26 protein-coding genes, 1 tRNA gene and 1 pseudogene are annotated in these 25,615 nt (G+C 66.1%); 11 read left to right on the top strand and 17 right to left on the bottom strand.

The genetic code is table 11. From position 1 onward, the window contains the following. Positions 1 to 6 precede the first annotated feature (6 nt). From P0M04_RS20095 to P0M04_RS20055, 9 genes are all read right to left on the bottom strand, one after another. On the bottom strand, positions 7 to 981 hold the full coding sequence (locus P0M04_RS20095; RefSeq protein WP_259447348.1) for a carbohydrate kinase family protein: 975 nt from the start codon (positions 979 to 981) through the stop codon (positions 7 to 9). Then, complete coding sequence (locus tag P0M04_RS20090) at positions 978 to 2,063, bottom strand: ABC transporter ATP-binding protein (RefSeq protein WP_259447349.1); 1,086 nt, start codon at positions 2,061 to 2,063, stop codon at positions 978 to 980. The genes P0M04_RS20095 and P0M04_RS20090 overlap by 4 nt, the downstream gene beginning before the upstream one ends. After that, positions 2,045 to 4,378 carry a GH32 C-terminal domain-containing protein gene (locus P0M04_RS20085; protein WP_259447350.1) on the bottom strand — a complete coding sequence of 778 codons (2,334 nt, stop codon included), beginning with the start codon at positions 4,376 to 4,378 and terminating at the stop codon, positions 2,045 to 2,047. The genes P0M04_RS20090 and P0M04_RS20085 overlap by 19 nt, the downstream gene beginning before the upstream one ends. 47 nt (positions 4,379 to 4,425) lie before the next feature. After that, positions 4,426 to 5,403, bottom strand: a complete 978-nt coding sequence (locus tag P0M04_RS20080) for a family 43 glycosylhydrolase (RefSeq protein ID WP_259447351.1) — start codon at positions 5,401 to 5,403, stop codon at positions 4,426 to 4,428. Positions 5,404 to 5,417: 14 nt separating this feature from the next. After that, entirely contained in the window at positions 5,418 to 6,290 is an 873-nt protein-coding gene (locus P0M04_RS20075; RefSeq protein WP_259447352.1) for a carbohydrate ABC transporter permease, read from the bottom strand. Beyond that, a complete protein-coding gene (locus tag P0M04_RS20070; protein ID WP_259447353.1) occupies positions 6,287 to 7,357 on the bottom strand; it encodes a carbohydrate ABC transporter permease in 1,071 nt (356 codons plus the stop codon). The genes P0M04_RS20075 and P0M04_RS20070 overlap by 4 nt, the downstream gene beginning before the upstream one ends. Further along, positions 7,354 to 8,625 carry a sugar ABC transporter substrate-binding protein gene (locus P0M04_RS20065; RefSeq protein WP_259447354.1) on the bottom strand — a complete coding sequence of 424 codons (1,272 nt, stop codon included), beginning with the start codon at positions 8,623 to 8,625 and terminating at the stop codon, positions 7,354 to 7,356. Before P0M04_RS20065 ends, P0M04_RS20070 begins: the two co-directional genes overlap by 4 nt. Next, positions 8,622 to 9,647: a LacI family DNA-binding transcriptional regulator gene (locus tag P0M04_RS20060; RefSeq protein WP_259447355.1), complete on the bottom strand. Its 1,026-nt coding sequence runs from the start codon at positions 9,645 to 9,647 to the stop codon at positions 8,622 to 8,624. Before P0M04_RS20060 ends, P0M04_RS20065 begins: the two co-directional genes overlap by 4 nt. Positions 9,648 to 10,056: 409 nt before the next feature. Next, positions 10,057 to 10,599: a Cif family virulence factor gene (locus P0M04_RS20055; RefSeq protein WP_259447356.1), complete on the bottom strand. Its 543-nt coding sequence runs from the start codon at positions 10,597 to 10,599 to the stop codon at positions 10,057 to 10,059. A 328-nt stretch (positions 10,600 to 10,927) separates the two neighbouring features. Here P0M04_RS20055 and P0M04_RS20050 point away from each other — a divergent pair, with 328 nt between their 5' ends. Further along, positions 10,928 to 11,806 (top strand): oxidoreductase, encoded by an 879-nt coding sequence (locus P0M04_RS20050; protein WP_259447357.1) that lies wholly within the window; start codon positions 10,928 to 10,930, stop codon positions 11,804 to 11,806. On the opposite strand, the gene P0M04_RS20045 is transcribed toward P0M04_RS20050, so the two are convergent. Further along, positions 11,796 to 12,704, bottom strand: a complete 909-nt coding sequence (locus P0M04_RS20045; protein WP_259447358.1) for a LysR family transcriptional regulator — start codon at positions 12,702 to 12,704, stop codon at positions 11,796 to 11,798. The genes P0M04_RS20050 and P0M04_RS20045 overlap by 11 nt on opposite strands. A gap of 119 nt (positions 12,705 to 12,823) precedes the next feature. Between P0M04_RS20045 and P0M04_RS20040 the strand changes: the two genes are divergently transcribed. Together P0M04_RS20040 and P0M04_RS20030 are read left to right on the top strand one after the other, a co-directional pair. Then, complete coding sequence (locus tag P0M04_RS20040) at positions 12,824 to 13,663, top strand: pirin family protein (protein WP_259447359.1); 840 nt, start codon at positions 12,824 to 12,826, stop codon at positions 13,661 to 13,663. A gap of 249 nt (positions 13,664 to 13,912) precedes the next feature. Next, a complete protein-coding gene (locus P0M04_RS20030; protein WP_259447360.1) occupies positions 13,913 to 14,845 on the top strand; it encodes an AraC family transcriptional regulator in 933 nt (310 codons plus the stop codon). A 3-nt stretch (positions 14,846 to 14,848) separates the two neighbouring features. Here P0M04_RS20030 and P0M04_RS20025 read toward each other — a convergent pair whose 3' ends face one another. The 3 genes from P0M04_RS20025 to P0M04_RS20015 form a co-directional block, all read right to left on the bottom strand. After that, positions 14,849 to 15,112, bottom strand: coding sequence for an Atu4866 domain-containing protein (locus P0M04_RS20025; protein ID WP_259447361.1), 264 nt, complete (start codon positions 15,110 to 15,112; stop codon positions 14,849 to 14,851). A gap of 106 nt (positions 15,113 to 15,218) precedes the next feature. After that, positions 15,219 to 15,734 carry a GNAT family N-acetyltransferase gene (locus tag P0M04_RS20020; protein ID WP_259447362.1) on the bottom strand — a complete coding sequence of 172 codons (516 nt, stop codon included), beginning with the start codon at positions 15,732 to 15,734 and terminating at the stop codon, positions 15,219 to 15,221. An 85-nt stretch (positions 15,735 to 15,819) separates the two neighbouring features. Further along, positions 15,820 to 16,788, bottom strand: coding sequence for a quinone oxidoreductase family protein (locus P0M04_RS20015; protein ID WP_259447363.1), 969 nt, complete (start codon positions 16,786 to 16,788; stop codon positions 15,820 to 15,822). A gap of 136 nt (positions 16,789 to 16,924) precedes the next feature. On the opposite strand from P0M04_RS20015, the gene P0M04_RS20010 reads away from it, so the two are divergent. Next, complete coding sequence (locus tag P0M04_RS20010) at positions 16,925 to 17,851, top strand: LysR family transcriptional regulator (RefSeq protein WP_259447364.1); 927 nt, start codon at positions 16,925 to 16,927, stop codon at positions 17,849 to 17,851. Here the strand turns inward: P0M04_RS20010 and P0M04_RS20005 are convergent. After that, positions 17,848 to 18,762, bottom strand: coding sequence for a helix-turn-helix domain-containing protein (locus P0M04_RS20005; protein WP_259447365.1), 915 nt, complete (start codon positions 18,760 to 18,762; stop codon positions 17,848 to 17,850). The two genes, P0M04_RS20010 and P0M04_RS20005, sit on opposite strands and share 4 nt — an antisense overlap. Positions 18,763 to 19,243: 481 nt before the next feature. On the opposite strand from P0M04_RS20005, the gene P0M04_RS20000 reads away from it, so the two are divergent. Further along, positions 19,244 to 19,669, top strand: coding sequence for a DoxX family protein (locus P0M04_RS20000; protein ID WP_259447366.1), 426 nt, complete (start codon positions 19,244 to 19,246; stop codon positions 19,667 to 19,669). 339 nt (positions 19,670 to 20,008) lie between these two features. Here the strand turns inward: P0M04_RS20000 and P0M04_RS19995 are convergent, their stop codons facing one another. After that, positions 20,009 to 20,755 carry an SDR family oxidoreductase gene (locus P0M04_RS19995; RefSeq protein WP_259447367.1) on the bottom strand — a complete coding sequence of 249 codons (747 nt, stop codon included), beginning with the start codon at positions 20,753 to 20,755 and terminating at the stop codon, positions 20,009 to 20,011. Between the two features lie 130 nt (positions 20,756 to 20,885). After that, entirely contained in the window at positions 20,886 to 21,068 is a 183-nt protein-coding gene (locus tag P0M04_RS19990) for an SDR family oxidoreductase (RefSeq protein WP_259447368.1), read from the bottom strand. On the opposite strand from P0M04_RS19990, the pseudogene P0M04_RS19985 reads away from it, so the two are divergent. From P0M04_RS19985 to P0M04_RS32900, 5 genes and pseudogenes are all read left to right on the top strand, one after another. Beyond that, positions 21,042 to 21,314: pseudogene (locus P0M04_RS19985) on the top strand (helix-turn-helix domain-containing protein); the annotation flags it as partial. The gene P0M04_RS19990 and the pseudogene P0M04_RS19985 sit on opposite strands and share 27 nt — an antisense overlap. Positions 21,315 to 21,471: 157 nt before the next feature. Beyond that, positions 21,472 to 22,083 (top strand): NADPH-dependent F420 reductase, encoded by a 612-nt coding sequence (locus P0M04_RS19980; protein WP_259447369.1) that lies wholly within the window; start codon positions 21,472 to 21,474, stop codon positions 22,081 to 22,083. Between the two features lie 23 nt (positions 22,084 to 22,106). Further along, positions 22,107 to 22,577: an ester cyclase gene (locus P0M04_RS19975; RefSeq protein WP_259447370.1), complete on the top strand. Its 471-nt coding sequence runs from the start codon at positions 22,107 to 22,109 to the stop codon at positions 22,575 to 22,577. A 25-nt stretch (positions 22,578 to 22,602) separates the two neighbouring features. Further along, the gene (locus tag P0M04_RS19970; RefSeq protein ID WP_259447371.1) at positions 22,603 to 23,373 is read left to right on the top strand and encodes an SDR family oxidoreductase; all 771 of its coding nucleotides are present in this window, start codon (positions 22,603 to 22,605) and stop codon (positions 23,371 to 23,373) included. Positions 23,374 to 23,380: 7 nt separating this feature from the next. Next, complete coding sequence (locus P0M04_RS32900) at positions 23,381 to 23,590, top strand: helix-turn-helix domain-containing protein (protein ID WP_371877209.1); 210 nt, start codon at positions 23,381 to 23,383, stop codon at positions 23,588 to 23,590. A 42-nt stretch (positions 23,591 to 23,632) separates the two neighbouring features. Here the strand turns inward: P0M04_RS32900 and P0M04_RS19965 are convergent. Further along, positions 23,633 to 23,706, bottom strand: a tRNA-Cys gene (locus P0M04_RS19965). Between the two features lie 127 nt (positions 23,707 to 23,833). On the opposite strand from P0M04_RS19965, the gene P0M04_RS19960 reads away from it, so the two are divergent. Continuing rightward, positions 23,834 to 25,615, top strand: a complete 1,782-nt coding sequence (locus P0M04_RS19960; RefSeq protein ID WP_259447372.1) for a PHA/PHB synthase family protein — start codon at positions 23,834 to 23,836, stop codon at positions 25,613 to 25,615.

Below are 25,615 nucleotides of genomic sequence, written 5' to 3'. Positions count from 1 at the left end.
ACGTTGTCATTTCTCGTGAAAAAATTCGAAACCCTCCGCATCGGCCAGCTCGGAGGTGTAAGGCAGGTCCGCGCCGCGGCGCGAACATGTGATGGCGGCGGCGCGCGCGGCGAAGCGCAACGCCTCCACCAGCTCGTCCTGGCCCAGGCCTTCCACCGCGCGCCGCGTGAGCTTGCCGGCGCGCTGCAGCCATGCGAGCAGGCCGGCCTGGAACGTGTCGCCCGCGCCGACCGTGTCCACGACCGTGACGGGAACGGCCGGCACTTCCACCGCCAGCTGCGACCGCGTGACCGCGACCACGCCCCGCTCGCCCCAGGTCACGACGACGAGGGCCACGCCTGCCTCCAGCGACTCGGCGATGAACGTGTCGACGCGCATGCCCGGATACAGCGCGTGGATGTCTTCCTCGCTGACCTTGAGCACGTCGGCGCGGCGCTGCATCCAGCGCACGGCGTCGCGCCACGTGTCGACGTCGGGTGCTATCGTCAGGCGCACGTTCGGGTCGTAGACGATGAGGCTGCGGCCGCGCTGCCGGTCGACCAGCGCGCGCAAGGTGGACGCCACGGGCTCGACGACCATGCAGTACGAGCCCACGTGGATCGCTGCCGCGTCGGTGGGCACGCCGGCCAGGTCCGCCTGGGTCACCATGCGGTCGGCGGTGCCGCTGCCGTAGAACGTGTAGAGAGGCACGCCGCGGTCGTCGACGCTGACCATCACGAGCGCGGTGGGTGCGTCCGGACGCGGCGCGGCGGACAGGTCCACGCCCTCGGCCGCCAGCGCCGCGTGCAGCTTGCGGCCGAACAGGTCGCGCGACAGGCCGCCGAAGAACGACGCCGTGCCGCCGAGCCGCGCCACGCCGGTCGCCAGGTTGAACGGCGAACCGCCCTGGCAGGCCGACAGGCCGATGGCGGGAGCCCGCACATCTGCCCCCTCCTCCGCCGCGAACACATCGAACAACGCTTCACCACACACTACGATCATGCTTCCTCCTGTTTAAAATTGTTTTCGATACGCTGGCCGTCCGGTCCGAACACGTGCAGCGCGCCGCGCGCGGGCGCGACGGCCCAGGGCCTGCCGGGCAGCGGCGGCGCGTCCCGGATGGCCGCCACGAGGGGCCGGGACAGGCCTGCCACGTCCAGGTGCACGTGCGATTCCGCACCGAGCCGCTCGACGAGCGCGACGACGCCACGGATCGGCCCCGCGGCATCCGGCACGAGGTGCTCGGGCCGCACGCCGACCGTCACATGGGTGCCGCTTGCGGCCGGGCCGCGCCAGTCCAGCGGCGCGCCGCCCAGCGCGAGCCGGCCCTGCGCGTCGACGGTGCCGCCGACGAGGTTCATCTTCGGCATGCCGATGAATCCGGCGACGAACACGTTCGCGGGCCGCTCGTACAACGCCATCGGCGCCCCGATCTGCTGCACGCCCGCCGGCCCCAGCACGACGATGCGGTCGGCCAGGGTCATCGCCTCGACCTGGTCGTGGGTCACGTAGACCATCGTCGCGCCCAGCTGCTTGTGCAGCCGCGCGATCTCGACGCGCATGTCGGCGCGCAGCGCGGCGTCCAGGTTCGACAGCGGTTCGTCGAACAGGAAGGCGCGCGGCTTGCGCACGATGGCGCGGCCGATGGCCACGCGCTGGCGCTGCCCGCCCGACAGCTGCGGCGGCTTGCGGTCCAGCAGGTGCTCAAGCTGCAGCATGCGCGCGACCGTGCGCACGGACGCCTCGATCTCCTTCTTCGGCACGCGTGCCAGGCGCAGGCCGAAGGCGATGTTCTCGAACACGCTCATGTGCGCGTACAGCGCATAGCTCTGGAACACCATCGCCAGGCCGCGCCGGGCGGGCGGCGTCTCGTTGACGCGCGCGCCGTCGATGCGGATCTCGCCGCTGCTCGCCTCTTCCAGGCCCGCGATCATGCGCAGGACGGTCGATTTGCCGCAGCCCGACGGACCGACCAGCACGACGAACTCGCCGTCCGCGATCGAGAACGAGATGTTCTCGAGGACGCGGTTGGCGCGCTTGCCGGCGTAGGTCTTGCCCACGCCGGTCAACGCGATGGATGCCATGCCAGGGTCCCCATGCGCCATACTTTCAGGCTGACGACGCGGTCGCCCGGCGCCGCGATCAGACCGAGCCCCGTGGCATCCGCGCGCGACGGATACATGCGGCTCGTGATGCTCTTGCGTTCGTTGACATAAGCTTCGACCATCGACCGGTCCAGGAACACACGCAGGCGCAGGTGCTCGCCGCGCAGGTCGAACGCGCCGCCCTGCACGCCGCGCGAGCGGGCCCCGGCATCCAGCGTCGTGTGCGTGCGGTCGATCTCGAAGCGCTTGTGCGCGGTGTCGACCACGAGGTCCGTGTGCTCGGCATCGTCGGACGTCTTGCGGACGACGAGGCCGCGCCGCGCCTGGCCTTCCGCCGCCGGTTCCAGTTCCATTTCCAGTTCCACTTCCAGCGCGTCGCCCTTGATCGCCGCCAGCCGGGCCGCCGCCGCGGCGGGCGTGACGTCGGCCAGGTCCAGCAATACTTCCTGGCGCAGGCTCCGGAGTTCGTCGATGGGCGCCAGCCGCAGGTCGTCGTCCGGGCCGATCGCAAGCGTTATGGGCAGGCCCGCGTTGTGCGCCCAGCCGCTTGCCCATTCGTCGCGCAGGGTGCGTTCGCCCTGGGCGATCGAAAACACGATGGTGCGTCCCGTCTTCGGATCGATAAAACCGCTGGGACCGGAGAAATGGTGGTCGCCCAGGTCGAACACGCGCGGCGCCTCGCTGTCCGGCACGAAGCGCGCGGCGGCGGGGTCGAACACGCCGATCCAGTAGTACGCCTGTGCCCCCACATCCGTGAGGAACACGTGACGGGGGCGGCCGTCCGAACCCTTCCCGATCGGCAGCAGCACGGGCAGCTCGAACGTCTTGTCGAAGCCGGGATAGCGTTTCGCATCGAGCGTGAACAACGGACCGCGATAACGCCAGTGGACGAGGTCGGACGATTCGTGGACGAGCGCCATGCCGCTGCCGCCCGCGATGCGCGCACCCACGAGCTGGAACCAGCGGTCGCCGGCGTCGTCGCGGAACACGAACGGGTCGCGGAAATCGCCCGTGTGTCCGGGACCCGGCTGCCGCTCGGTCACCGGCACCGGATGTTTCGTCCACCGCACCAGGTTCGCGTCCGCGGGCCGCGCGAGCCCTGTGCGCTCGCGGACGGGCCCCTTGTCGTTCCCCGCCGTGAAGAACAGCACCGGCGTGCCGTCCTTCGCATGGGTGGCGCTGCCGGACCAGATGCCGTCCGGCGCGAGCGTATCGTCTTCCGGCGCCAGCGCGATGGGCAGCTCGCGCCAGTGCACCATGTCCGGGCTGGCCCAGTGTCCCCAATGGATCTGGTGCCAGAACGGGCCGAACGGGTTCTTCTGGAAGAACAGGTGGTAGCGGCCGTCGTGGTAGAACGGCGCATGCGGTTCGTTCATCCAGCCGGAATCGGGCATCGCGTGGTACTGCGGGCGATGACGGTCGCCGGCGAACGTGATCGGTGCGATGGTGACGTCGGCCTGCGCCAGCGTGGGCGCCCTGCCGCCGTGGGCCGCCAGGTCGGCGTGCACCTTGCGCGCGATGTCCCCGCCCGGCGCGGCGCCCGCCGTGATGCGGACCTCGTCCATCAGGCCGAGGAAGGTATTCAGCCGGAACACGCCCTCCACGGTGCGCGGCTGCGAATAGCGGCCGATCGTCAGCGCCCGCGCGGGCAACGCGAAGCTGCCTTCCGCCGGCGCCGTGCCGGCCGCCACCTGCTCGCCGTCGAGGAACAGCCGGACCACGCGGCCGCGCGGATCGTAGCTGGCCGCCACGTGCGACCACGCGTCCTTCGGCAGCTTGCGGTCGCTGACGCGCAGGTCGAACTCGGCGCTGCCGAATCCCAGCTTGATGCCCCATGTGCCGAAGCGGTACATGCCGAACGCGAAGCCGGTCTTGCTGCCCTCGTCGAACTGGCTCAGGAAAGCGGAGTACTGGCCGCCGTCGCCCCATTCGAACGCGTGCGGCGCGACCCACGCACTGATCGTCCAGCCGGCGCCCAGCTGCGCGGCCGTGAGGCCGGGTGCCGTGATGTCCGTCGAGTAGCCGTCGAACAGCAGGCAGCCGCCCTTGATGCATGCGCCGGCCGGGCGCCACAGCGGATCGGAATCCGGCTTGAAGCGTGCATGGTTGAAGACGTAGTCGACGGGGTCATGGCGGCCCGAGACGGCTTCGAGGGTCCGGCTGCCGCGCTGTTCGTCGAGCGGCCAGGCCGCGATATCATGAGCCGCCCCCGCGTGCGCCGGTGCGAGCAGCGCCAGCAGCATTGCAGCGACGCTGCGTCGCCATGTCAGGCATGTCTGGTTGAAGGGAATCACGGTGTCTCCTCGCTGATTGTTATCGGTCTAGTTTTTGTCCATCCTTGTCATTCTGGTGCCAAAACTTCGTCCAGCCGGTAGCGCCCGTCCTCGAAGCGCAGCGGGATCGGGTCGCTGATCTGGCCGACGAATCGCCCATCCGGCCCCGCATCGAGGAAGGCCATCAGGCAATCCCGGCCCGTCACCGGGTCGTGCAGGATCTTGCCGGCGTAACGCCTGCACGGTACGTCACCGTCGAGGAAGCCTTCGGCCGGACGCCATGGCCCGAGCGGGTGGTCGGCCACGAGATAGTGCGTGCCGGAGACGCCGCCATCCAGGGCCGCGCGCTGCGCCTCGGACCAGTGGTCGCGCACGTTGCAGAAGGTGCAGAACCACTGCCCGTCGCGTGCGAACACCTGTGGCACTTCCAGCTGGCCGTAGTGGCCGCCCTCGTACACGGGGGCCGTCGCTTCCCAGTGCACGAGGTCGGGCGAGACGGCGTGGCCGATGACGCCGCGCTCGTATTTCGGCCCATCGTTGCGGCGCGCCGTGAAGAACATGTGGTACATGCCGTCGATCCGTTCCGGCAGCATCCAGGGGTCGCGCAGCGCGCGATCGTGCCAGCGTCCTTCCGCGTGTTCCTCGTAAAAGCGTTCGTCCAGATCCAGCGCGAGGCCGTCGCCGACGCGGGTCCACGGGCCGTCGATGGTGTCCGCCGTGGCGTGGCCGATGCGCTGGCGCAGGCCGTTCTCGGCGCGGCACGTGCCCGTATAAAACAGGTGGTAGCGGCCTTCCGCATGGATCACGGAACCGGTCCACGTCGTGAAATCGTCCCACGCGGGTCCGGCGGACGGCTGGAATACCGTGCCCCGGTAATCCCAGTTGCGCAGGTCGCGCGACACGGCGTGGCCGATGGAGACGTTCCAGTGGCGCAGGTCCGGATCGCCGATGGCGCGGTCGGCCTGCAGCATGAACAGGTGCTGGGCGTCGCCTTCCGCGTAGTGCCAGAAGTCCCAGATGTATTTGTCGTCGAGTTTGAGTGTCATGATGAAGATTCGATTCAGCCCTTGATGCCGGAACCCGCCACCGAGGCGACGAACTGGCGCTGGAACGCGAGGAATACGGCGAGCACGGGCAGCGTGACCACGGATGCGTAGGCCATGATCTGCCCCCAGGAATTGGAACGCCCGAAGAATTGCTGGATGCCCGGCTGAACGGGGCGCGCCGCTTCGCCCTGCACGACCATGATCGGCCACAGGTACTGGTTCCACGCCGCGATGAAGAGCACGATCGCGGCCGTCGCGATCACCGGACGGCTGTTGGGCAGGATGATCCGGAAGAACAGGGTCCACGGCCCGGCGCCGTCCATCCGGGCCGCTTCGTCCAGCTCGCGCGGGATGTCGCGGAAAAACTGGTAGAACAGGAAGACGCAGAAGGCGTTGGCGAGGAACGGGATGATCTGCACGTGCAGGCTGTTGAACCAGCCGATGTGCCACGTCAGCGCGCCCTCCCCGATGCCGGGCCACGGCAGGCGCGCGACCAGCGACAGCAGGGGAATGGCGATGACTTCGAACGGGACGATCATCAGCGCGACCACGATGGACAGCACCGCGCGGCGGCCGCGCCAGCGCATGCGGCTCAGGGAAAACGCGAGCATGCTGTTGACCAGGACGCCGCCCACGACGACGCACGCCGCGATGATCGTCGAATTCAGCAGGAACAGCGGGAGGTTGCTGCGCTCGAAGATGGCCACGTAGTTGGCCAGCGACCATCCCGCATCCGGGACGAAGGCGGACCAGCTGGCGAGGTTGGCGAAGATGGCGTCGTCGTGCTTGAACGACGACGCGAACATGAACAGCAGCGGCGCCGCGAACACGATGCCGAGCACGCCCATGACGGCGATCAGGAAGGCCGTGCGGAGGAACGGCTTCATGCGTTCTCCCCCCGCGCGACGAGGACGCGCTGCAGCACGGCGACGAGGAGCACGATGGCGAAGAAGACCATGGCGATGGTCGAGCCGTACCCGATGTCCTGCTGGCGGAAACCGGTGCGCACGGCGTGGTACACGACGGTCGTCGTCGAATCGAGCGGTCCGCCCTGCGTCATCACGTCGACTTGCGTGAACAGGCCGAACGCCAGCAGCAGGGTCGACACGACGACGAAGACGATCGTGTTGCGCAGCCCCGGCAAGGTGACGTGCACGAAGCGCTGCCACGCATTCGCGCCCATCAGGGTCGCGGCCTCGTACAGCTCCGGCGAGATCGACTGCAGGCCGGCGAGGAACACGAGCATCTGGAATCCCGCGCCCTGCCAGGCCGACATGATGGCGATGGCGGGCAGCGCATAGCGGGGCTCGCCCAGCCAGTCCGGCCCGACGTTCGGATCGCCCGTCACGGCCCGCAGCAGTTCGTTGATCATGCCGCGGTCGGTGTTCAGCATGAACGACCAGACGATCGAGGCAACCACCATCGACGTCACGACGGGCGCGAAATACACGGTGCGGAAGAAGACGCGCCCGGCGATGCGCTGGTTCACCAGCAGCGCCAGCCCCAGCGCGACGCCGCATTGCAGCGGCAGCACCAGCAGCGCGAACAGGAAGGTGTTGATGAGGGAGCGGTAGAACAGCGGGTCCGTCGCCGCCAGCACGAACCGGCGCTCGCCGAACCCGACCTGCCACGCCGGGCGGTATTGCGCCAGGCTAGGGCGTGCGCGGCGCGTCTGGCGCCAGGTCGGGAAGCGGATACCCTCCTCGTCGCGCAACGCCGCGCCGGCCGCGTCGCGTAGCGGCTCCACCTCGACCACCTGCAGCGCCAGCAGGCGCCGGTAGTTCTCCAGGCCGACGTAGCGCGTCGGCTCCGGCGATACGAGCCGGTGATCGGTGAACGTGGCGCCGGCCGCGAACAGCAGCGGCAACAGCATGAAGAGGCCGAGCAGCAGCAGCGCCGGACCGGCGAAGCCGGCGATCGCCAGCGGATGGTCGCGGCCGGGCAGTGTCTTCATTGGCGAGCCACCGCTTCGCGTCGGACGAATCCGTAGCCGCCGTTGCGGGCGATGTCGTGCTCGATCGTCTCGACCGCCTCGTCCATCGCCTCGGCCGCATCCTTGCCGGCACGGACATCCGCCATGGCTTTCTCGAACGCCGCCGAGATCGCGGGATAGCCCGGCGTCGCGGGCCGCGGCCGCGCATAGCGCGCGGCGAAGTCGAAATAGATGCGCCACGCGCCGCCCGGACGGTAGTGCTCCGTGAGCGCCGCGGCGTCCGCCGTGACGGGAACCAGCCCGGTCATGCGCGAGAACCCGGCCATCTCCTGTGCGGACAGCACGTGCGCCAGGAACGCCGCAGCACCCGCCGGATAAGGACAGCTGCTCGACACCGCCCATTGCCAGGACGCCGCGCCGATCCGCGGACCGTTACCGAAATCCGGCGGCGGCATCACGACGAGATCGTCGCCGAAGCGTTCGCTGTAGTCGCGCGCCTTCCACGACCCCGTGTACTGGAGCAGCGAGCGCCCCTGCTCGAAGCTCTTGTCGTCGGCGGGATTGCGTTCGGCGAGACGGTCCCTGAACAGGCGGCCGTAGTAGCGGGCGACGCCCACGGCGGCATCGCCGTTGAGCACACCGTCGACGCGCAGGTAGTTGCCGCGGTCGATCAGGTCCGCGCCGGCGCTCTCGAGCCAGGGCGAGAAGGCGTAGCTGAACCACTCGCCTGTCGCCTTGCCGTTCAGGTCGAGCGGATAGCGGTAATGGCCGGACTGCTTGACCTTCAGGAGGATGTCCTGGAGCTCGCGCGCCGAGTAGGGCTGTTCGATGGTCGCCACGCGGATGCCCTCGGCGGCGAGCCGCGACCGGCGCGCGAACAGCGCCAGCACGACGTCGAACTGGCCCACGCTGTAGAGCCGTCCCTGGTACGTGCCGCGCCCGCCCGGCAGCAGCGGTTGCACCACCGATGCCGGCAGCAGCTTGTCGAGCGGACGGATGGTGCCGGCCCACGCGAAGTTCGGCACGGCCGGCTGGTCGATCGCCATCACGCACGGCAGGTGCCCGACGAGGGACGCCGCCGTGATCGATTCCGTGTACGTGCCTTGCGGGATCGTCTCCACGACGACCTTCCACTTGTCCTGGGCGCGGTTGAAGCGGTCGACCATGTTCCGGCTCGCGACCATTTCGGCGTCGCCGGTATCGTGGCGCCACACGGTAATGTCGACGGGCGCCGCCAGGGCATGCGACGCCACCATCGCGAGTACCGGAAGCAGCGCCCGTTTCATCATTTGCCCGCCTTCCCTGCTGCCGGCGCCGCCACGGTACCGCGCAGCACGGCCCGGCATGGCACGCGGACGATGCCCGGCTCCACGTCCGTGCCGAGCGCCCGGCGCGCGGCGAGCGCACCGATCTCGCGATACGGCAGCGTGACGGTCGTCAGGCCGGGATCGGACGCCTCCGACAGAAGCCGGAAGTCGTCGAAGCCGACGACGGACACGTCTTCCGGCACCCGCAGGCCGCGCCGCTGCAGCAGGAAGATCACGCGGATCGCCATCTTGTCGTTCCCGCACAGGATGGCCGTGGGACGTTCGGCGCCCTCGAACAGGCGGTCGATCGTCGTCCGCAACTGCGCGAACTCGTCCTCGGCACCGGACGTGGCGCCGTGCAGCAGCCAGGCATCGTTCGGCCGTACGCCGTGGTCCTGCATGGCGCGGCGAAAGCCCTGCAGGCGCAGGCGCGTCGCCACCATGCCCTCGATCAGCTGCAGGAACGCGATCTTGCGGTGGCCGGCGCGCAGCACGGTCTCGGCCGCCGCATAGCCGCCGCCCTCGTCGTCCGGGATGACCTCCGCGAACCGGGATGCCGCTTCGAAGCAGTTCGCGAGCACGGCCGGCGTCTGGCCCAGCGTGTCGGTGACCGTCACCGGGCGGTGGAACGTGGTGGCGAAGATGATCGCTTCGACGCGGCGGGTGCGCATGTCGGCCACCAGGCGGCTGGCAACGTGGGCCTGTCCGCCCGTCTCGCCGATGATGAGCATCTTGCCCAGGTCTTCGCAGACGGACTGGATGCCCTTGATGATCTCGGACGAATCGGGGGTCGTGGTGAGCTGGTCCGCGATGACGGCCACGAGATCGGTCGGACGCCCGCGCAGCATGCGCGCGGCGGCGGACGGCGCGAAGTCGAGCGCCTGCATGGCGTGCTCGATCCGCTTGCGGGTCTTTTCCGACACGCTGCTCGCATCGTTGAGCACGCGCGACACGGTCTTGATCGACACGCCGGCTTTTTCGGCGACATCGTGAATGGTCGACACCTCGTCTCCTCTGCCCCTTCGGGTCTTCGAACTGGTCAACGCCGGTGTTGCGGTCGTATGCCGCCGCAATTTGTCCAACGTTGTCATTTGAGCGAATGCTATCGGCTTTTACGGGCGGGGTCAACAACTTCAGGTGAGGATCACACAGCGGCCGGTTCCGCAATCAGGAATGTACGAGTTTCAAGGCCTGATTCCAGGCTATCGGAGCCCGGTCCGCCTCACAAAACGCCGATACCACGACGGAAACACCGCACGCGGGCAATCTGAGCTTGAGCGCACGATGCCGATCTTTTCGTCGGCATCGCGCGTAACACCTGGCTGCCTGTCGGGATCACAATATGCCGACATTGGATTCCGATGGAATGCTGTCCGGCCGAACGGATTTTCCATGATATCTGCCCTACCCAGCCTATTTGGCGTTCAAATATACCGAAGCCTCGACAGGGCGTGCGGAATTGTGTTCCTTGTAGATTTTCCAGCCTGCTGGTGTGCAGCGCCACAGAATCGACGTGCGCGAAATCAGGTACATCTTGTCGCCCCGCTTGGGCGTGACCTCGAACACGAATTCCATGACCGAATGGCTGTAACCCGGCCCTGCGGCGACTACGCCGGGCTGCTCGGTAATCTTGTGATGTACGCTTTTGAATTTCGGCACCAGGCCATACCAGATCTTGCCGTAGTCATCTGCAGTGTTGCGCACCTTGAGCTCGGGATCGAAATCGTCGAACAGACTCAGATCGGCGCGGGTAAAGTCGTAATATTTTCCGAGGTCGTTTCGGAAATTGAATTCCGGATCTCCGTCATCACGCTCCCAACCCGTCAACAGCCAGTCGCGATGTAGTTCAGCGACCCCGTCTTTTCCAGAAGACGGGCAACTCTGACGAGGCTCAGCCGCGAACGACGACGACGAGCAAAGAAAGAACAAGGCCAATGCGTATGCGCTTTTGAACATTTTTCACCTCTCTAAAAAATAGTCCGGGATAGAGTCCCAAGTAGCTGATTCGAAGGACATGGAGTTCCCTCTACCGTGAAAAGAAGTGTATGAGCGCGGACACAAACTGCGATAACAGGATCGTTTAGACTAATTGCCTAATCCTATTTAAGATGACCAGACTCTCGCAATCTCATCGATGAAGCAGAAGTTCTGTCTGGCGTACCGTCTTGTCGGCGCTACATTCTGTTGAACAGCCTTTGTAGAAACAGGCAACAGCCTCCGAGGAATGCGCATTTCGGCCAGCGCGGCACGTCCGTATCATGGCCTCATTCACAAGGAGGACATCATGCAAAAATGCTGGTTCATCACTGGAGCGAGCCGTGGACTCGGTGTCGACATCGCCAGGGCCGCACTGGCCGCGGGTGACTGCGTGGTTGCGACAGGGCGCGATCCGGAACAGGTTCATGCGGCGCTCGGCGAACGCGAATGCCTGCTCGTGGCCCGCCTGGACGTTACCCGCAAGGACGACATCCAGGCCGCGGTCGATGCCGCCATCGAGCGATTCGGCGGAATCGACGTGCTTGTCAACAATGCAGGGTATGGCCACCTCGGCTTCTTCGAAGAGACGACGGACGCCGACGTCCACGCCCAGTTCGACAGCAACGTGTTCGGCCTGATGCAGGTCACGCGCGCCGTGCTCCCGACGATGCGCCTTGCCCGTAACGGGCACATCTTCAACCTGTCGTCACTGGCGGGCCTGCGCGGCTCGGCATTCAGTTCCTTGTACTGCGCCAGCAAATTCGCCGTCGAAGGATTTTCCGAGGCACTCGCCGAGGAACTGGCGCCGTTCGGCGTGCGGGTGACGATCGTCGAACCCGGCCCTTTCCGTACCGATTTCCTGTCCACGCGCTCGCTGCGCGTCGGCGGCGAAAGGCTGCAGGACTACAACCCGGTCCGTGACGGCATACGCGCGACGTTCGAAGCACGCAACGGCCGCCAGGCCGGCGATCCGGCAAAGCTCGCCCGGGCATTGGTCGAACTGGCGAACGATCCGCGTCCTCCGCTGCGGTTCCTGGCGGGAGCGGCCGCGTTCGAGGCCGGCACGCAAAAGCTGAACCGGATGCGTACCGAGATGGACGCATGGCGTGCGGCAGGGGTCGCTACCGACGGCGCTTACGACGACGCGCGGCAATGGCAGCCCCCTGCCCCCTCGGTCACGGCATGACAGGATCCGCGCCCTGGCGCAGGCGCTGGACGAACCAGCGGCCTGCCGGCCCGGGCGGCTGTTCCTTGCGGTAGATGGCGTGCATCGAAAATCCCGGGCCCACGGTCGGGCTGGTCTCGAGCGTGATGCGAACCAGCCTGCCCGCATCGAGATCGGCCTGCACCATATGCAGGGGCATATGGCCCCAGCCCAGCCCCGCCGCGAGAAACGCGTGCTTTGCGCCGAGGTCGGCGAGGCGCCAGACGTTCGGCGAGACGACACCGAAGTTGCGTCCGGTCGTCAACGCCGAGCGGTCGGTCAGCACCAACTGCACATGCTTGACGACTTCCGAACGCAATACCGTTCCCTGGTGCGCGGCCAGCGGATGCTGGGGGGCGACTACCGTCACGGCAGCGACGTCGGTCAAATACTCCGATGCACATTCGGCGGGCACGTCCGGCAGGGAACCGATGATCGCGATGCGGCACTGCCCTGCCAACAGCGGTTGAACCACGGCGCCGAGCGCTTCCACGTACAAGCGCAGGGGCGTGGTCGGAAACCTTTGCTGGAAGCCCTGCACCGCCGCGGTCAGCGTCGCGATGGGGAACATGACGTCGACCGCCACCGCCAGTTCCGGTTCGAGACCTTCGGCCAGCGTGCGTGCCCGCGCCTTGAACGCGTCCATGCTGCCGACCGCGCTCCGTGCCTGCTCGAGCAATGCCTGCCCGGCGTCGGTCAACACCGGATATCGGCCGGTACGCTCGAACAGCGGAAACCCGACCTGCAACTCCAGGTTCGCCAGGGTATGACTCACCACGGATTGTGCCCTGCGCAGCTTCCGGCCCGCCGCGGAGAAGCTCCCCTCATCCGCCGCGGCGATAAACGTGCGCAGCTGGTCCATGGACATTCCGTCGAGCATCTATCTACTCCTTGGATATTATAAATCGAATTATATAGGCTATTCGCATCGATCTATCCTTTCTAAGATGACTTCACTTCAACAAACGCCGCACAGCCGGCACAAGAAAGGAAGCCATCATGAACACGATCGCCGAACGCTTCACCGCCACCCATCGCAACGTCGTCTATCGCACCAACGGCACCACCCGGGGTGGCGTAACGCGTCTTGCCAGCCCGGGTGTCGTGGGCGAGATCATCAAGCCCTTCGTCTTCCTCGACCTGTTCGACCTCGAGTCCAGCAAACACAAGATGGGCATGCACCCGCACTCGGGCATCGCGACGGTCACGGTGATCCTCGACGGCGCTCTCGAATACCGCGAAACCACCGGCAGCGAAGGGATCCTCCCGGTCGGCGGCATCGAGTGGATGAGTGCCGGCGGCGGCGTCTGGCACGAAGGCGGACCGGCCTCCGGCGGCGCTGTGCGCGGCTTCCAGTTGTGGCTTTCTCTGCCGCCGGAAGACGAGAACGGGCCTTCCCGGAGCCTTTACCTTCCTCCGGAGCAGGTGCAAAAGGTCGGTCCCGCACGCGTCGTCATCGGCAGCTACGAAGGCGCCACCAGCGCCATCCGTCCGCGTGCGCCCATCAACTACCTGGATGTGTCGCTCAAGGATGGCGAGCGCTGGAGCTACGTCCCGCCGGCCGGCCATGACGTCGCCTGGGTGGCCGTCGCCGACGGCTTGCTGGAAACCGCAGGCAGCCAGTTGTCGCGTGAGATCGCGGTGTTCGAGGAGCGCGAAGGACGGCTCGACTTCATCGCCCGCGGCGCTACCCGGTTCGTACTCGGTTCCGCCGCCAAGCACCCGCACCCGCTCGTGACCGGCTACTACTCCGTGCACACCAGCCAGGCCGCGCTCGAACGCGGCGAGGCCGGGATTCAAAAACTCGGCAACGAGCTGCGCGCAGCCGGCAAGCTGTGAGATCGCCCACCGACCGCCACCCGGCAAGTTCGCTCAGAACGGGCTGGCGGTCGGCCGGACGATGATGTCGCTGACGTCCACGTCGGCCGGCTGTTCGATCGCGAACTGGATGGTGCGGGCGATGGCGTCGGGCTTGATCGCGTCATGGTGCTTCTCCTGTGTGCGTTGACGATGGGAGAAGTATCGGCTGCGTTCGCGCAGCGGAAATATCGGATATTATTCACGCATTGCCTGATCCTCCAAAACGCAATGGACGACCTACGACAGCAACGCATCATTGGGATGGTGCGGGAATATGCGCCATCGGAAGGCTATACCCTGTCGCGCCTGGACGGCGTGCGCTTCATGCGCGCGGACGGGCCGATCACGCGCGTGCCCGTCATGTACGAACCGAGTATCGTGATCGTCTGCCAGGGACGCAAGCGCGGATTTCTCGACGACGCGGTCTACACGTACGATCCGCACCATTACCTGGTGCTGTCGGTGCCGCTGCCGTTCGAGTCCGACACCCAGGCCAGTCCGGAGGAGCCGATGCTGGCGGTGGCCGTCTCGATCGACCTGAAGCTGGCCGCGGAACTGGTGCTGCTGCTGGATGCGCGGCATCGGCGGCAACCCTCGGCGGCGGCCGGCATGTGTTCGACGCCGCTGGACGACGCGATGAGCGATACGTTGCTGCGCCTGTTGCAGGCGCTCGGTTCGGAAGATGACGCGCGCGTCCTCGGTCCCGGCATCGTGCGCGAACTGCTGTACCGCGTGCTTACTGGCCCGCAGGGCGGCGCGGTCCATGCGGCCTTGAACCAGCAAAGCCACTTCGGCAGGATCGGCAAGGCGCTGAGGCGGATACACGCGAACTACGACCGCCCGGTCGACGTGGCGACGCTCGCCAGCGATGCGGGGATGAGCGTAGCGGCGTTCCATGCCCATTTCAAGGCGGTGACGCGCACCACGCCCATCCAGTATTTGAAGACGACGCGCCTGCACAAGGCGCGCCTGCTGATGGTGCAGGACGGCGTGAACGCGGCCACGGCATCGCACATGGTGGGGTACGAAAGCAGCTCGCAGTTCAGCCGCGAATTCAAGCGCTTCTTCGGCCGTACGCCCGCGCACGAAGCGGCCGTGATGAAGAGCGCCCTGATCCAGATGCCGGCGCAACCGGCATCCGCTTACGTCACGATGCAGTGACGGTCAGCCGCGTTCGCGGTACAAGACCATGCCGGCGTGATACAGCACATCGTTGCGGAAGTCGCCGTCCGCGGTGAAGCCCGTATCGTCGACATAATCGATATGGTTGCCGGTGACGCGGTAGCTGCCCTGGTAGGCGCTGCTCACCTTGCCGCGGGCCTCGTCGTAACGGCCGTTGGGCAGCAGTTCATGACGGATGAAACCGTCGGCGGTCACCCACATGCCGACAAATGGATGGATTGCCGTGGATGTCGTCGCAATGGTCATCGATATCCTCCTGTGAAAATCGATGGCGCAGTGTAGCCGGGCCGCCACTGTCGGCCAACGCCATTTCCTCGGGAGAGATTGCCTTTTTCTATAAACCTGTCATGCCCTACAGCCGCAGCATCATGAGGTCTTCGTCGTAATATCGACCCTCTACACGCATGGCCCGCGGCTCCCGGCCATAGGTTTCGAATCCCATCGAATGGTAAAGACGAGCGGCCCGGGCGTTTTCGACGTTGACGTTGAGGTGCACCTGCGTGACGCCTTCCCCGCGCGCATGGTCGAACAGCGCCTCGAGCAGGCGGCGCGCCACGCCGCCGCGCCGGTAGTCCGGATGCAGATACACGCCCCACAGCACGCCCTTGTGCGCAACTTGCACCAGGGACTCGCGGCGCAGACCGGCGATACCGACCAGCGTCTCGCCGCAATAAGCGCCGTACACGACCTGGCAAGGCGTGGGCGCGATCTTCGCCATGATCTGCTCGGGGCTGCGATCGCACTCCTCCGCAAGGGTCGGATAGATGGCAAGCGGTGTCTCGCTAATCGAGCGCAGGCGCAGGGTCTGGAATGCACTCCACTCGTCCGCGCCGACGGGGCGGAACTGGATGTCGGGATCAATGTTCATTGTCTTGAGGGATGGCTGCGTTTGAAACCGGGACGGCCGCCACAGTAACACAGCCAGTACTGGCCGGGGCCGTCCACGCCATCGATCAAGGCACCAGGATCGCGGCACCCGTCAGCCGGCGTGCGGCGATGTCCTCGTGCGCCCTGGCGGCATCGTCGAGACGGTAGCGCGCAGGCGCGGCGTCGCCGAAAATGCCGTCGCGCATGGCTGCGAACAGGGTTGCGCTGGCCAGTTCGAGCTCCTGGCGCTCCCCGACGTACTGGCCCGTGCTGGGCTGGACGTAGCGGATCGAGCGCCGCGCGAGCAGTGCCTTGTCCACGCTCGGACTGCCCGACGCATTGCCCACATGGATCAGGTGGCCGCCATCGCGCAACGCCCCGACCGATTGATCGAACGTCGACTTCCCGACCAGTTCATAGACGACGTCGACGCCGCGCCCGCGCGTCAGCGCCTGGATTTTCCGCGCGAGCTCGGGATCGTCGGACTGGAGTACGTCGTCGATACCCCAGGATTTCACGAGCAGCGCCTTCTCCATCGAGCCTGCCGTTGCGATGACGCGCGCACCGAGCGACTTCGCCCAGCGCGCCACCATCGAGCCGACACCGCCGGCGGCAGCGTGGACGAGCACGGTTTCGCCGGCGCGCAACGGGTGGGCACCGAACAACATCATCCAGGCGGTCAGGCCTTTCGTGAACGTTGCGGCAGCCGTTTCGGACGTCACGTGCCGCGGCAGTTTGACGAGGTGGCGCGCGTCGATCAGGCGCTCCCGGGAATATGCCCCGAACGCGAAAAAGTAAGCGGCACGATCGCCGGGCTTGACGTTCGTGACGCCTTCGCCGACGGCGACCACGACACCCGCGCCCTCCACGCCCATGGCGAGCGGCAGCGGAACGGCGAAAGCGCCCGAGCGGAACAGCGTGTCGACGAAATTGACGCCGATCGCTTCGTGGCGCAGGTGGACCTCGCCGCGGCCGGGCTGGCCGATCGCGGGGGCGTCTTCGAGACGCATGACGGAGGGCTGGCCGGTTTCGGTGATGCGGATGTGCTGGTTCATGATGGGCTCCTTGTGGTGGTAATGCGTGGGTAATCGATGAGTCCATCTTAGGAGCGATCACACTGGGGATAAACCGAAAATATCTCCATGCACTATTCCCAAACGGGTGATAATCATCGCTCAAGGAGACTACATCATGGATTACCTCACTGCCGTGCGTACCTTCGTGCGCGTCGTCGAGACCGGAAGTTTCGCCAGGGCCGCCGATTCGCTGCAACTGCCGCGCAATACGGTGACCAAGCTCGTCCAGGCGCTGGAGGCGCACCTGCGCATCAAGCTGCTCAACCGCACGACGCGCCGGGTGTCGGCCACGAGCGACGGGGTGGCGTACTACGAGCGCATGTCGCGCCTGCTGGAAGAATGGGACGAGGTCGAGGACGAGCTGGCGCGCGCCCGCAGCCACCCGCGCGGCCGCCTGCGCGTCGACATGGGTACGGCCGTCGCGTCGCTGCTGCTGATCCCGACCCTGGCGCAATTCCATGCCCGCTACCCTGACGTGCAGATCGACATCGGGGCGACGGACCGTCCCGTCGACCTCGTCGGCGAACGTGTGGATTGCGTGATACGGGCCGGTTCGGTGACGGACCCGTCGCTGATCGCCCGCCAGCTCGGCAGCCTGCCCCAGATGGCTTGCGCGGCCCCGGGCTATCTGCAGGCCCACGGCGTACCCGCCCACCCGGACGATCTCGAAGAAGGCCACCAGCTGATCCGCTACATGTTTGCCGGCTCGAACAGGCAGCAGCCGATCGTGCTGGCACGGGACGGCGAGTCGGTGACCGTCAAGGGCAGGCACTTCGTATCGGTCAACGAGGCGGGTGCCCTGTTGGCGGCCACGCTGTCGGAGCTGGGCATCATGCACGGGCCGTCGTTCATCTGCGGACGCCATGTCGACAGCGGCGCACTCGTCCGGGTCCTGGAAGACTGGCGCGCGCCTGCGATCCCGATCTACATCGTCTATCCGGCGAACCGCCACCTGAGCGCTCGCGTGCGCGTATTCGTCGACTGGATGCTCGAACTGTTCCGCAACAGCCCGTACACGCTGCCGCCCGGCGCGGCCGTCTAGGCGCCCGCGCGGCCGCCGGTACGATACGCACTGGGCGTCACGCCCGTCGTCTGCCGGAACACCTGCGAGAAGTGACTCGGGCTCTGGTACCCGAGCTCATAGCCGATATCGACCACGGGTTGATCGGTCTCGCACAACAGACGCCTGGCTTCGTCGACCCTGAGCCGCACCAGATAGCGCGACGGTGCCATACCGGTCGCCTGCTTGAACACGCGGCTGAAGTGGAAGACACTGAGCCCGGCGATGTCGGCATAGCAGGCGAGTTCGAAAGGCTCGGCCAAATTCGCCCGCATCGCATCGATAATGCGGTGCAGCTTGTGCGCCGGGAGCCCGCCGTGGATGCCGGTCCGTCCCTGACGTGCGGACTCGTAATGGCGTACCAGATGGGACGCCAGCGCCTGCGCCAGTCCCTGGACAAAATCCTGCGCTGGCTGTTGCGGCGCGTTCAGGCTCAGGTAAAGGGCCTCGAACAGCCCGCTCAGCACTGGGTCGCGCTCCCCCGACACTTCGCGCAACGCAAACGCCGCGAGAGTCCGACCGGTCGCCGCCTGCACCGTTCGTGCGAATAACTGCAGTCCGAGATACACGTGCATGACCTTGAACGGCAATGCGGACGTGCTGTGCCAGCGCATTTCGACCGGAGACGGCGACGTGGTGAGGTAGAAGTCTCCCTGCTTGACCGGTACCGCCAGCCAGTCGCCGCCCAGCGGGCGTTCCTGCACCAGTGCGCTCCCGGACGCGATCCATACCAGCATGGGTTCCGGCACCGCGGGAACCAGGATCTCGTCCTGTACGGCGCTGCGGGTCGCGATCTCGACGTAGATGTCATCCGCGGCCTGCGCCCTGTGCTCCCGCAGGAGTTGTCCGGGAATGTGTCCTTTCATGCCTTCGGCCGACGTAATGTCCACCATGTCTTCTCCTGTCCAATCACAGCAAAAACGCGATAGCGGTCGCAAGCCGGCGATGGACCGATGGAGAGCGTGGCGCGAACATGAAGCCCTGCTGGTCGCCTGCGTCATCGGCGCCTGATCCACCATGCGGGCGATGGCGCCTTCGTCGTCGACGGCGATACCGTCGACATGCGCGAGCACATGACCAGGTGGCGCTACCTGATGGATTGACGGGGCCGACCGCGTCTTCCGAATGCGTTGGTGATGTCGGAAGTATGGGCGGCGCAAGCCACACAGGAAATATCAAAAGATCTTGCTGCGTTGCCCATTCCTCCAGACCGCATACCACGCCTTATCTATCGAAGTTTTAGATACTTCTGATCGATTTATATTGGCTATTCAGATGCTCTGCGAGTGCCTAAGATGACTTCCATGCCGCCGACACTCGGGGCGACAAACCGGGACGGCGCACCGTCCACATCAAACTCTGAAAGGAAACACCATGAAAACCGTCACCACCAACCAAGCTTCGATCATTGCCGCTTTCGGTCGCGCCCTCCTGGCCACGATCTTCATCTTCAGCGGACTCGGAAAAATCGCCGCGCCGGACGCCACGATCGGCTATATCGCATCGTCGGGCCTGCCGTTCGCGCCGCTTGCCTTTGCCCTGGCGGTGGCCACGGAACTGGGCGGTGGACTGCTGCTGATCGTCGGCGTGAAAACCCGCCTCGTTGCCGCCAGCCTGGCCGTCTTCTCGATCGTCACGGCTCTCGCGTTCCACCACGCCATCGGCGACCAGAACCAGTTGATCCACCTGCTGAAGAACATCTCGATGGCCGGTGGCCTGTTGCAGGTCGTGGCGTTCGGCGCCGGTGCCTTCAGCTTCGACCAGCGCGCACGTCGCTCCGCCCTGCGCCCTGCGGCGTAAGCGAGTGAGGCCGCATCCGAGCCGTGCCGAGGCACGGCTCGCGGTCGTTTACGACGGCCGTAGCAAAGTCTGAACCCTCAATCAGCCGCTACCTCGCGCAGGACGCCAGCCAGCCAACGCAGCGGCACAGCGGGACCGGACAATCGCGCACTTCGAGGCCATATTCCTCCACCCACCTGCTTGCGATGGCATCCGGCACCGTGGCGATCGTCGACGCATCCTGCATGAGTGAAGGAAGGGTTGCAACGGTGCCGGTGAATTACGAAGAAGCGAATCTTGCGCGCGCCGTGGACAAGCCGTGAGCCCCTGCCGATCCGCATCGGGTCGGCATGGGGCGCTTTACCAGGGTTGCGCGGTCGGCATGATGAACATCTCGGCGAGGTCGACATGCGCCGGCGCCTGCAGCGCGTACACGACGGCGTCGCCGATGTCTTCGGACTTCAGGAATGTCATCTGTTCCTTCAGCCCTTCCATCTGGGCACGGTAGCCCGGATCCGAGACATGCTCGAACAGCTCGCTCTCGACCGCCCCCGGCTGCAGGCACGTCACGCGGATGTTGTGCTTCTTGCCGACCTCCATACGCAGCGTGTCCGAAAATGCCGCCACCGCGTGCTTGGTCGCGCAATACACGCCCAGGCCCGGGAATGTCTTGCGTCCGGCGATCGACGACGTGGTCACGATGTGACCGGCTTTCCTCTCGCAGAGGATCGGCAGTACCGCCGCCACCGTGTTGAATACGCCTTTGATGTTGACATCGACCATGCGATGCCATTCATCGACCTTCAGGCTGGTGATATCCGAAGCGGGCATCAGGCCTGCGTTGGCGAACACGATGTCGACCGTCCCGAAGCGCTCCAGCAACGTACCGACGCCACGCGTGACCGCCACCGGATTCGTCACGTCCATCTCGATAGACAGCGCTTCGCCGCCGGCTGCGCGGATCTCGTCGGCCAGCGCTTGCAGGCGATCGCTGCGACGCGCGGCGATGCCGACCTTGACTCCTGCTTCCGCGAGCTTCTTCGCCGTTGCTGCGCCGATGCCGCTCGATGCTCCGGTCACGAGTGCCACTTTGCCTTTCAGTTCCATGATCAAGTCCTTTCGTATGGGTTGAATGAAGGCTCCACGATGTCGAGGAGCACGGGACACATGATGGAACCGGGTCCGCGCTACGTCGCGCGACGTCTTGCGGCCCCTGTCGGCATTTTGCTGCGATCGTTCAGAGCTCGAATCCGCCGATGGTCATCCCGCCATCGATTACCAGCAACTGGCCGTGGACATAACTCGATCCGGTCGACGACAGCCAGACGGCAGCCTCGGCGATCTCACGCGGTGCGCGCCCGGGGCGCCAGCATTCCTGGCGCGAGGATAATTCCAGTACCTGAAAGTCACGCGGCTGCATAAGGCGCGTCTACTGATGGTTCAGGATGGCGTCAATGCGGCGACGGCAGCCCGTCGGGTCGGATACGAAAGCAGTTCGCAGTTCAGCCGCGAATTCAAGGGCCTGTTCGGACGCCCCCCCGCTCACGAGGCGGCGGCAATGAAAGGCGCCCTGATCGATGTGTCGTCGGCCCGGCTGGAGGGTGGCACCTGCCTTGCGTTTCCCTTCGGTGCGGTATCCCACGGCGACCACGATCAGTATGCGTGACGGGCACGTTTCGATTATCACCAAAAGAGGAACAGTGCTGCTCCAATACACAGGTTTATCACGCGACCTCTCCCACCTAGACTAGCTTCATCGAGCAAGCGACACAGGCTGCTTGAACTGCCCGGCACAACGGTGCCATCACATCAAGGAATACGACATGACTACCACCATCAACACCGTCGGCATCATCGGCGCCGGCGCCATCGGCCAGGCCATGGCCAAGCAGCTCGTCCGCGCCGGCCTCGACGTCATCCTGAGCAACAGCCGCGACCCATCCACGCTTGCGCCGGTGATCGACGCGCTCGGCCCGCATGCCAAGGCGGGTACCCGCCAGCAGGCTGCCGCGGCCGACATCGTGTTCGTGAGCGTGAACTGGTCGCGGCTGGAAGATGCGCTCGCGGATATCGACTGGCATGGCCGCATCGTCATCGATGCCAACAACCCGGTGCTGCTGCCCGGCTACAAGCTCGCGGAACTCGGCGGCCGCAACTCGACGCAGGTCCTGACCGATCTCGTGCCCGGTGCGCGCGTGGTCAAGGCTTTCAACACCTTGCTGGCGGCCGTATTGGCGGGCGAGCCGAGGGAGGCAGGAGGCCGTCGCGTGGTCTTCCTCTCGGGTGACGACGCCGAGGCCAAGAAAATCGTCGGCGGCCTGATCGACCGCCTCGGGTTCGTCGGCATCGACCTGGGTTCGACCCAGGTCGGCGGCAACCTCCAGCAGTTCCCCGGCGGCCCTCTGCCGGCGGTCAACCTCATCAAGCTCGCTTGATAGCCATCCTGAAGGAGAACGACATGAACGACACGAACGACATGAACCGCAAACAAGACGACGCCATCGGCGCGGCAGCCAAGGCAATCGTGCGGCGCAATACCGAGGAAGTCCAGGGCGGCGGCAATTTCGAACTGTTCGACCAGCTGTTCGCCGACGACTTCGTCGATCACACGCCGCAACCTGGCGGCACGCCGGACAAGGCCGGTGCACGCACGCTGTACGCCGCGCTCCGCCACGCTTTCCCCGACTTCCATGCCGTCATCCACTGGCAGTCGGCGGACGGCGACCGCGTGACGACCTACAAGACCTACCACGGCACGCACCAAGGCATCCTGTTCGGTCTCGCGCCGACCGGCCGCAAGATCCAGTTCGATACGGTGGACGTCATGCGCGTCACTGACGGTCGCATCACGGAACACTGGGGCGTCGCCCACCTGTATTCGCTGTTGCATCAACTGGGCGCCCTGCCCGCCATGTTTCCCGCTGCCTGACCAGAGCCCACACCAGGAGAACATCATGAGCAATCTGTTGAAAGACAAAGTCGTCATCGTCACCGGCGCCGCAAGCGGCATCGGCCGCTCCATCGCCATCTCCGCAGCCCGGCATGGGGCGCGTGCGGTGCTGGTGTCCGACATCGCCGAGCTGCCGTGCGAAGGCGGCACGCCGACGACGCAGGAGATCGATGCGCTCGGCGTGACCGCCCGCTTCGTCAAGACCGACGTGAGCAAGAAATCCGAGATCGACGCCCTGGTCGACGCGGCCGAGGAATTCGGTGGCGTGGACGTCATGGTGGCCAACGCGGGCATTACCGCACGCGACGATGGCGCTGATGTCAGCGAGGAGAGCTACCGCCGCGTGATGTCCGTCAACCTGGACGGCACGCTGTTCAGTGCCCAGGCCGCGGCGCGCCAGATGAAGGCCAAGGGCAAGGAAGGCAGCATCGTCCTCATGGCGAGCATGGGCGGCATCGTTGGCGCGGGCATGACCGTCGCTTACTCGACCAGCAAGGGTGGCGTCGTCCTGATGGCCAAATCGCTCGCGGATGCCCTCGGGCCGGACGGCATCCGCGTCAACGCGGTAGCGCCCGGCACGATCGACACGCACCTTCTGCGGACGAGTCCGGGCATCGCGGAAGCAGCGGAAGGCTTCCGCAAGCGCACGCCGCTGCGTCGCCTGGGCAAGCCGTCGGAAATCGGTGACGCGGTCGTCTGGCTGGGTTCCGACATGTCCAGCTACGTCACCGGCATCGCGCTCGTTGTTGACGGCGGCTTGTTGTCGGTGATTTGAACCGTAGGTGCGAAAGCATCGAGCCAGCACGGGCGTGACCCCATCGCGCTATTTCGTCAACCTGCGTATCGATGAGGCCAAGCGGATGCAGCACGATTGGCGGCATGGCGTCATCGACGTAGCGTTCGCCGTCGGGTATCGGAGCCCGAGCCATTTTTCGCAGGTCTTCCGTACACTTACCGGTTTGTCGCCAAGTGCGTACCGGAATCGTCAGTGAAGTTCGGTAGATCAGCGCCGAAGCGCCGATCTATAAATATGCTGGAGGCGAGGACGTGAGTCGAACACGTCTGAACGGCTTTGCAAGCCGTCGCATAACCGCTTTGCTACCTCGCCGAAACCAATGATATGTAAATATCCAAGGTGGATATCTGTGCCATATCAAGCGAACGCACTTCCGTGGTGCGGCACTTTCTGGGCGGATTCCAGTCAAACATGCTTCCAGCCCTGCTTCGGAGGCATCATGAACATCCTGTCCGACATCCCGCCGAGCGAACAGCGGCGCGAAGCCAGCACGTGGCAGGGCGGCACGCGGCCCCGCTATCCCGAGGCGAGCGTCGAGCATGCGCACGTCGACCTGGCGCTGAACGCCGCGCTCGGGCGCGTGACCGGGTACGTGTCGCCGGCGGCGCTGGCCGGCGCGTGGCACGACTGGGCGACCCACCTGCTGCTCTCGCCCGCCAAGCAGCTGGAGCTGGGCGTGCAGGCCGTCAGCAACATGCAGCGCTGGCTGCAGTACAGCGCGAGCGCCATGTTCGGCACGCCGGCCGAGCCCGTCCAGCCGCTGGCGCAGGACAAGCGCTTCAACGATCCGCTCTGGCATGCGTGGCCGTGGAACCAGCTGAGCCAGGGCTTCCTGCTCACGCAGCAATGGTGGCACCGGGCCACGACCGACGTGCGGGGCGTGTCGTCGCACCATGGCGACGTGGTCACGTTCGTCGCGCGTCAGCTGCTCGACGGTGTCGCGCCGTCGAACTTCATCGCCACCAATCCGGTCGCGCAGCAGGTCACGCTCGCCAGCGGCGGGCAGAACCTCGCGCACGGCATGGTCCGCGCCGGCACCGACATGCGCCGCGCGCTGGCCGGCACGTCCGCGCCCGTCAGCTTCCGGCCCGGGCGCGACGTCGCCATTACGCCCGGCAAAGTCGTCATGGAAAACCACCTCGTCGAGCTGCTGCGCTACGATCCCGTCACGCCGCAGGTCCACGCCGTGCCGCTGCTCATCGTGCCGGCGTGGATCATGAAGTACTACATCCTCGACCTCTCCCCCCACAACTCGCTCGTGCGCTACCTCGTCGAGCATGGCCACACCGTGTACATGATCTCGTGGAAGAATCCGCAGGCCGACGATCGCGACCTCTCGCTGGACGATTACCGCCGCCACGGCATCATGGAATCGCTGGACACGGTCGTGCGCGAGACCGGCGCCCCGCAGGTCAACGCGTGCGGCTATTGCCTGGGCGGCACCCTGCTGGCGATCGCGGCGGCGGCGATGGCGCGCGACGGCGACGAGCGCCTCGCCAGCATGACCCTGCTTGCCGCGCAGGTCGACTTCACGGAGCCGGGCGAGCTGTCGCTGTTCATCGACGAGAGCCAGGTCAGCTTCCTGGAAGCCGTCATGTGGCAGCAGGGCTACCTGGACACGCGCCAGATGGCGGGCGCGTTCCAGCTGCTGCGTTCGAACGACCTGATCTGGTCGCGCCGCCTGCGCCACTACCTGCTGGACATCCCCGACAAGGACAACGACCTGGCCTCATGGAACGCGGACGCCACCCGCATGCCGTACCGCATGCATTCCCAGTACCTGCGCAACCTGTTCCTGCAGAACAGCCTGGCCAGCTCACGCTATCTCGTGAACGGGCGGCCCGTGGCGCTGACGGACATCCACATCCCCATCCTCGCGGTCGGCACGATGACGGACCACGTGGCGCCATGGCGCTCCGTCTATAAAGTCATTCCGCTGAGCGATACGTCGGTGACGTTCCTGCTGACGTCGGGCGGCCACAACGCGGGCGTCGTGTCGCCGCCGGGCACGCCGAACCGCAGTTACCAGATGAGCACGCACGAGCACGATGCACCGTACACCGATCCCGACAGCTGGCAGGCCGAGACGCGCGTGCGGGAAGGCAGCTGGTGGCCGGCGTGGGAGCATTGGCTGACCCGGCTGGCCGGCCCGTGGGTGGCGCCGCCTCCGCCAGGCCGCAGCGTGCGCGATGCGCCCGGCCACTACGTCCTGGAGCCGTGA

The organism is Telluria mixta (assembly GCF_029223865.1).
Classification (GTDB): Bacteria; Pseudomonadota; Gammaproteobacteria; order Burkholderiales; family Burkholderiaceae_D; genus Telluria; species Telluria mixta.
The sequence above is the reverse complement of the archived record's forward strand: the minus strand, read 5'-3'. Positions and strand labels throughout refer to the sequence as shown.